The 12,792-nt window shown below is 59.4% G+C and carries 10 protein-coding genes; 8 read left to right on the top strand and 2 right to left on the bottom strand.

Annotated features, from left to right (window positions below):
* Positions 1-351 precede the first annotated feature (351 nt).
* From ABEL04_RS07075 to ABEL04_RS07050, 6 genes are all read left to right on the top strand, one after another.
* Positions 352-1,110: a hypothetical protein gene (locus tag ABEL04_RS07075; protein ID WP_375801685.1), complete on the top strand. Its 759-nt coding sequence runs from the start codon at positions 352-354 to the stop codon at positions 1,108-1,110.
* Between the two features lie 288 nt (positions 1,111-1,398).
* Positions 1,399-1,911: a hypothetical protein gene (locus ABEL04_RS07070; RefSeq protein ID WP_375801684.1), complete on the top strand. Its 513-nt coding sequence runs from the start codon at positions 1,399-1,401 to the stop codon at positions 1,909-1,911.
* A gap of 27 nt (positions 1,912-1,938) precedes the next feature.
* Positions 1,939-3,426, top strand: a complete 1,488-nt coding sequence (locus ABEL04_RS07065; RefSeq protein ID WP_375801683.1) for a tyrosine-type recombinase/integrase — start codon at positions 1,939-1,941, stop codon at positions 3,424-3,426.
* Between the two features lie 97 nt (positions 3,427-3,523).
* A complete protein-coding gene (locus ABEL04_RS07060; RefSeq protein WP_375801682.1) occupies positions 3,524-4,501 on the top strand; it encodes an ImmA/IrrE family metallo-endopeptidase in 978 nt (325 codons plus the stop codon).
* A gap of 196 nt (positions 4,502-4,697) precedes the next feature.
* The gene (locus ABEL04_RS07055; RefSeq protein WP_375801681.1) at positions 4,698-6,095 is read left to right on the top strand and encodes an ATP-binding protein; all 1,398 of its coding nucleotides are present in this window, start codon (positions 4,698-4,700) and stop codon (positions 6,093-6,095) included.
* Between the two features lie 481 nt (positions 6,096-6,576).
* Positions 6,577-7,899 (top strand): anti-phage deoxyguanosine triphosphatase, encoded by a 1,323-nt coding sequence (locus tag ABEL04_RS07050; protein WP_375801680.1) that lies wholly within the window; start codon positions 6,577-6,579, stop codon positions 7,897-7,899.
* Positions 7,900-8,260: 361 nt separating this feature from the next.
* Here ABEL04_RS07050 and ABEL04_RS07045 read toward each other — a convergent pair whose 3' ends face one another.
* Positions 8,261-9,508, bottom strand: coding sequence for an ankyrin repeat domain-containing protein (locus tag ABEL04_RS07045; RefSeq protein WP_375801679.1), 1,248 nt, complete (start codon positions 9,506-9,508; stop codon positions 8,261-8,263).
* Here ABEL04_RS07045 and ABEL04_RS07040 point away from each other — a divergent pair.
* Together ABEL04_RS07040 and ABEL04_RS07035 are read left to right on the top strand one after the other, a co-directional pair.
* Positions 9,507-10,705 (top strand): IS3 family transposase gene (locus ABEL04_RS07040; protein ID WP_375801678.1). Its coding sequence is split into 2 segments (ribosomal slippage): positions 9,507-9,756 and positions 9,756-10,705, totalling 1,200 coding nucleotides; the frame shifts between segments, so codons are not numbered across the junction. The two genes, ABEL04_RS07045 and ABEL04_RS07040, sit on opposite strands and share 2 nt — an antisense overlap.
* 113 nt (positions 10,706-10,818) lie before the next feature.
* Positions 10,819-12,450, top strand: coding sequence for an ISL3 family transposase (locus ABEL04_RS07035; protein ID WP_375801677.1), 1,632 nt, complete (start codon positions 10,819-10,821; stop codon positions 12,448-12,450).
* A gap of 24 nt (positions 12,451-12,474) precedes the next feature.
* Here the strand turns inward: ABEL04_RS07035 and ABEL04_RS07030 are convergent.
* A partial coding sequence (locus ABEL04_RS07030; RefSeq protein ID WP_375801676.1) for an ankyrin repeat domain-containing protein occupies positions 12,475-12,792 on the bottom strand: 318 nt, incomplete at its 5' end.

Genomic DNA, 12,792 nt, shown 5'->3' with positions numbered 1-12,792 from the left:
CACTCCGCGCCGCCATCCTGGGGTTGGACCTCTCATCAGACCCGAACCGGCCCGATTACCGAGAGCCAAAGTCGGGATGGGACGACTTAAAGACCAAAGGCCTGCAAGCCTTCTACGACGAGCTTCTGGAACTGAGGATTGGCTCGCCGAGGTGAATAGCCCGAGCCAACCAAAGCTTCCACGCTGTCCATCCGCCCAGACGCTGATGTCGAAAGCTAAACGCCCGTACTCCAATACGGCGCCGCGGCCGCGACGCCCCGCCGAAGCCTTTCTACGCCGATAACCCAAAGTCGAATGTACCCCCACTCGAAGACGACACCACTGAACCTCAAAAGCAAAACTCACACTACGATGTCTCAAGCTACAATCGACATGCAACGCGTTTTCTGGCAGATCGCAGTCCGACACGCCGCATTCCTCGACGTAAATGGCTATGCTTCAAACGCGGGATTCTTCTCTGACCGCTTTTCGGAGATGACCGGAAAGGATGTCTCGTTCCGCGAGGAGTTCCGCCAGGACTGGGACGGGGTCCACTACGAGGATTTTCAGGAGGTCGAAGAGCGTCGGCGCTCGTACCACGAGGACGAACAGTCGCTTCAACTCCGTCGGCTCTGGCAGCAGATGCTCGCGCTGCCGGAGGGGGAGCCTGCCGCTGAACTTACGCTGTCAGATGTGAAGGCTCCGATACCTCGACAGATGCTCTGCAAAGCGGTTCACGACACCACCGGCTGGCAATACCGCCCCCCCGAAGAAGTCGACGACGAGCCTGCCGTGGAGCTAAAAGTCTACTGCCTCACTGCCGGTGAGATTGATGAACTCGGCCGCCGGGCCCTGGACGCTGCTCGGCACGGTATTGCCCTTGAGGTGCTGGATGAGGTGGGTCATTACCTCGGCGGCTATGAGGCGTACGACAGCGACCAGCGAACGGCCCTTCCCTCCCCGTCTGACATCGCCGACGCGGTACAGGCCGAGCACGCCGACCGGCCCCGAGCCGAACGCGTCAACATCGCGAGACGGGAGTACAAACTGGAGAGCGAATATAACGGGCACACCGATGAGCGAAGCGTCCGGAAGGCCCTAAATGAGGCATTCCGGCGCCGCGAGGAGTAGATCTGTGGGCTGCGGGGACCTACGTCCCCCGAGTTCTATCCGGGAGCGCCGTGGACGAGAGACGGTGATTTTTGTCCATGCCAACCGGTTCTCATCCTCCTTGAATCCGTGGTGACGGGAAGAAGGAGGGCTCTCCCTGCTGGGAAGAGTCGTTGCTTGCGGAACGCATGGACAAACCCCCGGAAAATGCGTCCATGCGACTGCCTCTGTGCCACGAACGAGCTTCTCATCTGAGAATAGGGGCCAACGCGACCTCGCGTTGGTACTGGCCCGGCTCCCCCCTCAGAGATGGAGCTTCAAATCGACACTGAGAAACTTGTCAGGCGGCTCGCAGACGCGCTCCGACAGCGTGAGGAGCGACTTCTATCAAAGCTGGTGACCAGAATCATCGAGGAGCTTGGCACGACTTCTGACAGAAGATCTGCAGTCGATCAACGCGGAGACATTGAAGTCAAGGGAATTGAGCTACATGCGCTCTACTCGGTCTCCTTCGTAGCGGACCGCTGGAACGTGTCCGCAGACAATGTCCGGAAGAAATCCGAGGAGGAGCTTCCCCGATCGGACTGGAAAGGTGGTGAAATTCGATACCGTGGCATCGACATCCTGCGCTACGAAGGAGTCGACGTTGAGAAGCACATGAGCGAGTCGCCAGCCAGACTGGACACTGAATTTGCAACTGAATTCCCCGAGTCCCGGCAATCAAACAGGCGCTCCTCACGCTCCGATGAGGAGAGCGGAAACGGCCGTCCTTATAACAGCGAACTGCCCGCTCTCTCGGATGAGGACTCCCCTCCAGACTGAACTAAACCCATGAGATAAGGAGTTGTCATGCCCTTTAAGGCCAGCAACAGCTCTAAGTACAAGGTCGAAATCGTCCTCCCCGGCTACGGGAAAACCTCGCGGCTCAGCACAAAGTCCGAGCGGAAGGCCACAGCCGAGAAGATGGAGAAGGCCCTTCGGCTCATCTGGGAGGACGGATTCTACGAGTTGGTCGAGGCGCTTGAGCCGGAGGGACCCGGAAAGGGCGGCAAAATTGATCTTCCGACCCTGTACCACGCGTGGCGCCGCGATGAATTGGATGAGCTTGCCCGCCGGGTCAACGATCCGCTCTTGAAGGAGGCCGTCAAAACCTTTGCCCAGACGCTCGACTACGAGAACCATCGGCTCGGCGCGCGGCACTTCCTTCGGATCACCGTTGAGCCATCGGGCCCTTTGCTCGCTGGTACAGAGGCTCGCGTAAGCTGGGTCTACGAGCCGAGCCACATCGACCGGTGCGTCCGCCACATGATCCAGGCGGAGGGCTACAAGCCGAATACGGTCAAAAACGGGCTCTGGGGGTTTCTCTCGAAGTTTCTTCAGGACCGGCTCGGCACCCCCGATGCGCGGGCCATCCTCAGGGAGGCCGATCGCCCGAGCGAAGACGACCGGCGGGACGTGGTCCTCTCCCCCGAAGCGCTCCATAGGGTGATCTCGGCGAGCGAATGGGAGGTGCGGGTGTTTCTTATCCTCAAGGCATCGACGGGAATCGATAAATCGCCCATCCTCCGCATCCGGGGGCGGGATGTCGACGAAGAGAACTGGTCCCTCTTCGTCCGCGACAACAAGACCCGCGAGCGGAGCGCGCGGATTGACCTTCCCCCTGTGGCCATGTATGCCCTCCAGATGCTCCTCAAGGGCCGCGAGCCCGAGGAGCGGGCCTTTCGGCTCAGCAAGGGCCAGCTCGACTACCGCTGGCGGAAGGCCCGGAAGCACGCCGGACTCACGCCCGAGAACGGCTACGAAGAGGGGGTTCGCCTCAAAGACCTCCGCCATACCTTCGCTGCCCACTACCTGCGAGGGGGCGGCAACATCGCGGGACTTATGGGCCGCCTCCGCCACAGCCGCGAGGAGCAGAGCCTCATGTACGGCCGACACGAAACGAACGGCCACTCGGACATGCAGAGCGCCGCCGAGGCAATGGGCCTGGAGCTACCGGATCGCCTCGAAGAGGATCTCTCTGAGCCGGAGTCTGAAGGCCGATCGGACTGGCAGATCCCCGAGTGGTGGTTTGACCGGTCGGAACCGCCCCGCCTTCCGGGCGAGGACGGGCCCGAAATTCTCGACGTGCCCGACCGGGGCGGGCTCGGGGGAGGCCGGAAAGGATACTCGGAAGCTGACTACCGGGAGGCAATCGAGGAGGCCGGGTCGATCAGCGGCGCGGCTCGCCTCTTGGACGTGGGCAAATCCCTGGTTCGGCGGCAGTGCATCCGCCACGAAATCCCTGTCCCAACCCTTGGTGGGGAGGTTCCTGGAGACTCGGATTCCGAGGAGGAGTAACTGCCGAGACGAGCACTGACCTCGGCAGCCCGGCCCTCGTCATTCGATTTACTGCTTGCGCCCTCCTTCTACATGTTCATGGACCACACCTCTCGTCATGTCCCTATCTGCACGCTCCACAGCAGGCGATCATGACATCGGGGGAGCCCCCTCCAGCGAACCTGGCTCGTCGGGTGAAGAAAGCCCTCCCACGGAGGAGGAATCACAAGACCCAGGCGAGGTCGCTGCCCTCAGTCAGCTTTTCCGCAAGTCCGTTCGGTACCGCCGCGCGGAAGAGTATAAACGCTTCCTCGACTTCGTGGGGAAGTTTTCGCAGTACTCGCCCTACAATGCCGCGCTCCTTCACGTCCAGAATCCGGGCGTCTCATTTACGGCGACCCGCAGGCAATGGCGAGAGCGGTTCGACCGGGTCCCTAAGCCTGGGGCCCGGCCGTACGTGATCCTCCAGCCGTTCGGGCCGGTGCTGTTTGTGTATGACCTCCCCGACACCGAACCCCGCTCCGAAGAGGCCGGGGAGCTGCACAAAAAGGTGACCGATCCGTTCGCCGTCGAAGGAGAGTTGAGAGACGAAACCTGGTCCCGAACGCTCCAGAATTGCCGGAAACAGGAGAAGGTGGCTGTCCGACGTAGCGCAAATCTCCATCGTCGTCACGGGGGACAGGTTGAACGGAGACCGTTTCAGACTGGCCCGCAAAACCCAAGCGACTGTCTCTATCGCGTCGTGATCAACAAGAATCTCGAAAGGGAAGAACAGTACGGAGCCCTCGCCCACGAACTGGGCCACCTGTTCTGCGGACACCTCGGCACTGATACGGAGGCCTGGTGGGACGAATGTCCCAGCACCGACAGGGACCAGAAAGAAATAGAGGCCGAGTCGGTCGCCTACCTCGCCTGTCGCCGCACCGGTCTCCACTCGACCTCCGAGCGCTACCTGCACTGGTATGCCGAGCGAGCCGCTGGCTCACCCGATGGCCTTCTTCCTCCCGTTCGACTACGGACAGTTCTCGACACCGCAGGCTACGTTGAGTCAATGGGGGAGGACGGGTTCCACTCGAAGCGGGACGCACAGGAATAGGCCCGTACCGAGTTGTGTCGAAGCCACCCATGTGGATAGCCTTGCGTGGCGAACGCCGCTTCTTCGAATCCATACCGCTTGTTCGGAAGGCGATGCCTAAGTTCCCTGCCACAGCCTGTGGGATTGGGGCCTCCTCGCCCTGCCGAAGAGTACTGATTCGTTCGCTGCAACTCAACGATTCGCCGAGCGCCGCTCTATGACTCTTGATGAGGTTCGAAGCATCGTCCAAGGCGGGGAGTCTCCGCAGGTGGAGTTCAAGCGGTCGACGGGGCAACGGAGCGCCGCGGCCCGGTCGGTCTGCGGAATGCTGAATGGACGGGGTGGGCACGTGCTCTTCGGGGTCACCGACAACGGGGACATCGTCGGTCAGGAGGTATCGGACTCCACGCGCCAGGACATCGCGCGTGAACTGAGCCAGATTGAACCCCAGGTGGTCCTCGATCCGGAGATTGTGCCGGTAGAGGGAGATCGTGCAGTCATCGTCATCAGCGTGCCGGGCGACCGCACGGGACCATACACCTACGACGGGCGTCCCTACGTCCGGCAGGGACCAACGACGCGCCAGATGGAGCAGGAGACCTACGAGCAGCGCCTCGTAGAGAATCGGGACCCGCGTCGGCGCTGGGAGGCCCGTCCGGCCTCGAATATAGGAGTGGGCGACCTTGATGCTTCCGAGATCACCCGGACGATCAATGCGGCGATCGACCGTGGACGGATGGAGGAACCCGGAACCCGCGACCCTGAAGATCTTCTTCGAGGCCTCGGCCTGATGCATGACGGGCAGGTTTTGAACGCCGCTGTGGTGCTCTTCGGGGAAGACCGCCTCTTTATGCCCGACTATCCGCAGTGCCTCCTACGGATGGCACGGTTCCGAGGGACGACCAAAAGCGAGTTTGAGGACAACCGCCAGGTGCGAGGGAACGCGTTCAAGCTCTTCCAGCAGGCCCAGCAGTTTCTTCGGGAGCACCTGCCGATTGCAAGCGAGGTGCGTCCAGACGAAATGGAGCGGGAGGACGCCCCCCTTTACCCGATGGAGGCCCTCCGGGAGGCATTGGCCAATGCGCTCTGCCACCGCGACTACGCGCTCCAGGGCGGCTCCATTGGCGTGGCTATCTTCGATGACCGCCTGGAGATCACGAACACCGGCACCCTGCCGCCCGGGATCACGATTGAAGAGCTGACCGAGCCGCACACGTCTCAAATTCGCAACGACCTCGTCGCGGATACCTTCTACCGGCGCGGGATCATCGAGCAGTGGGGACGAGGCACGGTGAAAATGGTCGAGCTTACCGAAGAGGCAGGCCTCGTTCCCCCAGAGTTCCAGGAGCGGGGCGGGGAGATTGTCGTGCGCTTTCGCCCAGTTCATTACGTCCCGCCAACCCGCATCGAGCACGACCTTAGCAATCTCCAGCGCGAGATCTTGAAAACTGTCGCGAAGGCGAAGGAGGCCTCACTTTCCGATATTATGAATGCCCTTGGAGACGTGCCCCAACGGACAGTACAGGACAACCTCCAGACGCTTCGTTCGCTCGACCTGGTCGAGTTGGAGGGACGGGGGCGCGGGGCCCGATGGCGGCTCGCGGACAGCGAATGAGGTTGCCCGGGAGGAATCGCGAAGACGTGCAAAGATGTTTTATTCGACGTGTAATTCGGCCGCCCCCCCACGTGAGCACCTATACACGTAGATATGCCGCCTCAAAGTCCGCGTGGTTTTGACGGGGGCGACGTGCAATGGACGTGTAATTCCCCCACGGCTTCTCCCGCAAGCCACTGGTTCTTTGGCCCCCAACCAGTAGAAGCAAGTCAGGCTCGCTCCATAATTGAGAAAACTCAACTCTTTTCGAAAGCTGCCTCCTGCACAATGGGCCAATTTGAGAACCTACCAGGGGACGTGAGCAAGCCTGATAGGTGCGAGCGAGACCGCAACTAAATCCGGTCACAATCTCCGGATCCGGCTTTCAGCCAACTCGTTACGGGAGGCAGGTTACGGGCGAGAAGGCCACGGGCTATTGTGCTTTCTCTACCGACGTCCGTACACGCTGTATCGAATCGTGATCACCCCTTCTCCTTCAGACATGTCTGAATGGACGGCCCGCCGATCCGAAGACGCAACAACACGGCTGCATGACCCCCGTTCTCCGTTCGATCGCGACCGATCGCGCCTGCTTCATGCAAGTGCTTTCCGTCGCCTCCAAGGCAAGACGCAGGTGCTTGGCCTTGGTGAAAGCGACTTTCACCGCACGCGCCTTACCCACTCGTTAGAAGTCGCACAGATTGCCCGGGGGCTCGCTTCTTATTTGGAGAACGAGAAAACTGGTTGTGAGCATCTTCCCTCCCAGTCTCTGATCGAGGCAGTTGCGCTCGGCCACGACATTGGTCATCCACCGTATGGCCATAGCGGCGAGATTGCGCTCAACTACGTCATGCGTGAGCACGGCGGATTTGAGGGCAACGCCCATTCGCTTCGGCTACTCGGTCGATTGGAACCCTACACGGAGGCGCAGGGCTTGGACTTGACCCGACGAACGCTCCTCGGTGTGCTGAAGTATCCGGCCTCCTACAACACTGTCTCCCGTACCGAGTGGCCCGACCCGCCGGACCGGCCCCATCAAATGAACAGGTCCAACTGGACGCCTCCCAAGTGCTACTTCGAGGAAGACGAGGGCCTTGTCGATTGGATTCTGGATCCCCTCTCCTCTGAGGACCGAGCCGAGTTTCAGTCGCTGGCGAGGGCTCCGTCCGCTGAAGAAAACGGCAAAACCCAGTACAAGTCGTTGGATGCAAGCATCATGGACGTAGCGGACGACATCGCCTACGGGGTGCACGACCTGGAGGACGCGATTAAGCTCCGGCTGATCGATCGAGAAGATCTGATGGCCTACCTGGAGCCTCGCTTCAATCAATCCTGGGGAGAAAACGTGGGACTTCCCGATCTAGAAACGATCGTGTCCGATCTTTACAACACTGGTTCCCGCAAGCAGACCGTCGGCCAGTTCGTCCACGCGTTTGTTCTTTCCACTGAACTTGTTCAGCGCGGTACGTTTTCCTCTCCCCTTCTCGACTGGACCGCCCGCCTAACGGAACCCGCCGAGACGTTCTTGGAGGCTCTCGATACGGTTAAGGCCAAGCACGTCATTGACCGGGCGTCCGCTCAGCAAATGGAATACCGGGGACGGCATCTCATCATTCGCCTCTTCGAGGCGCTCGCCTCCGATCCGGAGAACCTGCTCAAGCCGTGGTATCGCCGCCGGTACAAAGCTGCCCGAGACAATGAGGACCGAGGGGCCGCTCACCGCGTGATCTGTGACTACGTAGCGGGCATGACCGACGAGTACGCGACAGAGGTCTACGAGCGGCTCTACGTCCCACGAAACGGACAAATCTCGCAGACACGTTAGTGAAAACAGCCCTCGGTGAGGTGCGCCCGAAAAGGTTGGACTGGTGGGACGCCTAAGAGCGAGGGAGAGACATAGAACCCATCTTCCGCCCCCCTCCAGCGGGGTTCTCTCGACGGCGCGAGTTGGACCTGTGCCATATTCGATCAGCAGTTCAACGACCTCCGCAATGTCGCTCGCCGACCTATTTAGAACTGTCCGATACAGAAGTGTTTTTCAATTTCTGTCGACCGCACTCGGAGCGGCATCGTTTTCGAGAAGTGCTTGGAAAACCCCGAAATCTCTCCCGTCGCTGTATGCCGCTAACTCATGAAAAGGCGTTTCTCAATCACTACTCAACGTATCGAGGTCAGCATCCCTCGTTTCAGTTTCGGAAGGACAGAATCACGTCTAACACCTCCTGCTGCCTCCCAACACCTCCCTCCTTGGCGACATCATCGGGCGTCCTGCCAGAATCATCAAGAGCGTCTGGATCCGCACCAGCTTCAAGAAGCTCTTTCGCGGCATCTGGACTGCCTCGATCCGCAGCCTTATGTAGGGGAGTCCTTCCTTGATCATCCGAGCGATTAGGATCGGCCCCACCTTCATCGAGGAGTTTAACCACTTTTCCGGCGTCTGCGGATACGGCGAAATGGAGAGGCGTTTCTCCGTCCTGATCAGCACAGTTCGCATCAGCTCCACCATCGAGCAGCAACTCTACCACCCCTGCCCGACCTGAACCAGCTGCTCGGTGCAACGGGGTAACACCGACCCCGTCTGTTTGATCGATTTTTACCCCTGCTCTTAGGACCAGATCAGTTGCCTCCTTACTTTTTTCGGCAGCATAGTGGAGGGGAGTTAGACCATCCTCATCGGCACAGTTAACTCCGCTGCCCTCTTCGACCAGATATTTTAGAATCTCCAACGAGTTATTTTCCGCAGCAGGAAGGATTGGAGTGACTTTTCCTTCACTGAGTCCGTCTCCTTTTTCCCAGGTGTCGCGTTGGGGATCAGCTCCGCTATCAACGAGCAGCTTCACCGTTTCCAGGGAACCGCTGGACGCTGCTGAATGAATCGGAGCCTTTCCCTCATCATCAGTTTGAGTCGGATCAGCCCCATTTTCCAAAAGGAGCTTTACTGCCTCCGGAGACCCAGATGCCGAAGCCTTATGAATCGGAATTCTGCGGTGATCTTCCGCTCCGCTCACTCGAACCGCGTCTGCGCCGTGTTCGAGCAATAGTTCAACCACTTGCGCAGATCCAGCCTCTGAAGCTTTGTGGATTGGAGCGATGCCTTTATCATCTGCGAGTGTAGGGTCGGCACCTTCCGTTAGCAAGACTTCCGTAGCCTCGAAAAATCCCTCTGAGGCTGCTTCGTGCAACGGTGTAGCCGCAGGTGCTCGCCACCCCTCTGATGAAGGCATTCTGTCCACGTCGGCTCCCTTCTGCAGAAGAATCTTGACCGTTCGCGCCGAACCCGATCTTGCGGCCTCGTGGATTGGGCTCCATCCGTTATCATCTGTTTGAGTCGGGTCACTACCTTCCTCTAACAAAAGTTCTACTGCTTTTGATGTGGACCTCCCCCGGTTTGGTGGACGTTCTTTCACTTTCGTCAACCAACCGAGACCAACCATGCCAAGAACACGTCCACCATACCCGCAAAAATTCAGAGACCAGATCGTCGAACTTGCTCGGAATGGGCGAACACCTTCGGATCTGGCCGACGAGTTCGAACCAACGGAGACAACCATCCGAAATTGGATAAAACAGGCCGATCGGGACGAAGGAAAAAGCGCCGAAGGGCTCTCCACCGATGAACGGGAGGAGCTTCGCAAGCTGCGCAAGAAACTGCGTCAGTTGAAGCAAGAGCGGGATATCCTGGCAAAAGCGACGGCCTGGTTCGCGAGGGAGACGGGAGATGTACCGCCAAAATCTTCCGGTTCATAGACGCGCACCAGGCCGAATTCCCCATCAGCGTGATGTGTCGCGTGCTCCGGGTTTCCAGGAGCGGTTACTACGCATGGCGAAAACGCCCACCTTCGAAGCGAGACCGAAAAGACGCGATGTTGACCGAGAAAATCAGGGAGATACACAACCGGTCGAGAGGCACCTACGGGGCCCCTCGCGTCCACGCCGCTTTGCAAGGCGAAGGCATCCGTGTCGGCGAAAAGCGCGTGGCTCGGCTCATGAAAGCCGCTGATTTGCGTGGCGTAAGCCGCCGAAAACGGCCTTCTACGACAATCAGGGATGATAGCAGGCGTCCTGCTCCTGACCTCGTAGATCGCGACTTCACCGCATCCGAGCCCGACGAACTTTGGGTGGCTGATATCACCTACGTGCCGACCGACGGGGGCTACTTGTATCTGTCAGTCGTGCTCGACGCCTTCAGTAGGCGGATCGTCGGCTGGGCCATGGCCGGCCACCTGCGGACTGAGCTCGTGCTTGAGGCGCTCGATATGGCCGCCCAACAGCGAAACTCGAAGGAGACGATTCATCACTCCGATCAGGGCTCCCAGTACGCAGCTCTCGCCTTCGGTCAGCGTTGCAAGGATGAGGGCGTTCGCCCGTCGATGGGTTCAGCTGGAGATTGCTACGACAACGCAATGTGCGAGAGCTTTTTTGCCACCCTCGAATGCGAACTCATCGAGCGCACCTCGTTTGCAACCCGATCGGAGGCTCGCCTTGGAGTCTTCAACTTCGTGGAAGGCTGGTATAATCCGCATCGGTTGCACTCGGCCATCGGCTACCAGTCGCCGAAAAACTACGAAAAAGAGTACCGTTCACGAGATCATTCACAACCTCAGGAACCTCAATTACCCGTCGCGGCGTGAAAGCCGTGCGGTGTCCACTTTATCGGTTCTCCCGCACTTTTCGTGCTGAAGGCTCATATAGTGGTACAGGAATTGTAGCGAGGAAGGTATTTCCCTCGCCAGATTTTCCTTCGATGACCGCTTTTCCTGCTCCGTTTTCTCTCCTCGGTTGCTCGCCGACTGCGATTGAGCGGACTGACAATGGCCTTCGTGTCCACGCGACCGGTAACGCTCCAGGTGGCGTCTGTCCCTCCTGCGGTACCTATTCTGATCGCGTCCACAGTTACTACCATCGGTCGCCTGCCGATCTTCCCATTAGCGACCAATCGGTTCGGCTTCATCTACGTCTCCGCCGTTTCCGCTGCTTAAATGAAAGGTGCAGGCGTAGCACGTTCGCCGAGCCGCTACCGAGCTTGCTTCCAGCGCATGCGAGGCGAACGGACCGCCTTGCCGAGACGCAGACCCACGTTGGGTTTGCGGTGGGAGCGGAAGCCGGAGCCCGGCTCTTGGATCTGCTTCGGATGAGCACGAGCCCAGACACTCTTCTCCGGATGCTCCATCGACATCCTCTTTCGGAGGAGCCCGCACCCCGTGTTTTGGGTGTCGACGACTGGGCCTGGCGGAAAGGCCGGGCTTGGGGAACGATTCTGATCGATCTTGAGAAGCGGCGTCCCGTGGACGTGCTTCCAGATCGGACTGCCGATGGATTGAAACGCTGGCTTCAGGCCCACCCTGGAATCGAAATCATCGCTCGCGATCGTTCCACTGAATATGCTCGTGGGATTACCGAAGGAGCACCCAAGGCCGTGCAGGTGGCTGACCGATGGCACTTGTTGCACAACTTCCGGCAGCTCCTGGAGCGCTTCTTTCATAGCGAAAAGGGACGTTTGCAGGATCTGAAGGGCCTGTCTGCGACCAGCGTGGTGCTGTCGAACCCTCCTCAACGACGCTCGAAAGGTGAAATCGCCGCTTCCGAAGCGGCCCGTGAGGCTCGCTTGGGGCGGTACGTAGAAGCTCGTCGTCTCCATAGCGAAGAGGGGCTCAATATCAGCCAGATCAGCCGGGCTCTCGGAATGAACCGAACCACCGTCCGGAAGTACCTCTCGGCCGACGTTTTCCCAGAGTGGACCCGGCATCCGGCTCGCCCGAGCATCCTTGCTCCCTATGAGTCGTATCTCGAAAAGCGTTGGACTGAAGGGGCCCGAAGTGCCCTCGGGCTCTTTCGCGAGCTCAAGGAAAGAGGCTATACCGGTTCAAAACGGCCTGTCTCCCGGTGGGCCCAGGAGCGGCGGACTGAGCCGCATCCCTGCACTCCGAAAAAGTACCGCGCAGATTGCCTCTCCGAGCCAAAGGCGAGGAAGCAACAGGGCAAGCTTCCTGCACCGCGTCGCCTGGCCTGGCTTCTGATCCGGGATCCCGAAACGCTGAGTTCAGATGAAGCGCAATTGCTGGAGATCCTTCGAGGCGATGCCGCTGTCGGTTCGATCTGGAACCTTGCTCGGTCCTATGTTACCATGATTCGTGAACGGATAGTAGACAAGTTGGACTCGTGGCTCAACTCCTGCTCCGGGTCGGAGGTCGAGGGGTTCGATACCTTCGCCAAAGGTCTTCGACAGGACTATGCTGCCGTGCGAGCGGCACTCACTGAGCCCTGGAGCAACGGCCAGGCCGAAGGCCAGATTAACCGGCTCAAGATGATCAAGCGGCAGATGTATGGCCGGGCGAGCTTCAACTTGCTTCGTAAGCGGGTCCTCTACAGGGCATAGCACGGAAAGTGCGGGAGAACCACTTTATCGGGGGAAGTCCAATCCGGCTGCGGCGGCAAGCTGGAGTGGAGTTCTTCCTTCATCATCCTTGACCGAGTAATCAGCTCCTTCCTCCAACAGGAGACTTACGACCTCAGCGTGTCCCTCCGAGGCAGCCTCGCAGAGTGGTGTAGCAGGGGGATCCCAGCTATCGGAGGTAGGGACGAAGTCTACATCAACTCCCTCCTCTAGTAGCAATTTTACCGTTTCCGCTGACCCGTTGATCAAGTCAGAGAAGTTGTGTAAATCGTGCCGCCGGTTAGGCCGGTTGAAGAGTGTGATTGGTTGGTTCGGATTCGATGT

It is taken from the genome of Salinibacter sp. (assembly GCF_042218895.1).
Taxonomy (GTDB): Bacteria; Bacteroidota; Rhodothermia; order Rhodothermales; family Salinibacteraceae; genus Salinibacter.
The sequence above is the reverse complement of the archived record's forward strand: the minus strand, read 5'-3'. Positions and strand labels throughout refer to the sequence as shown.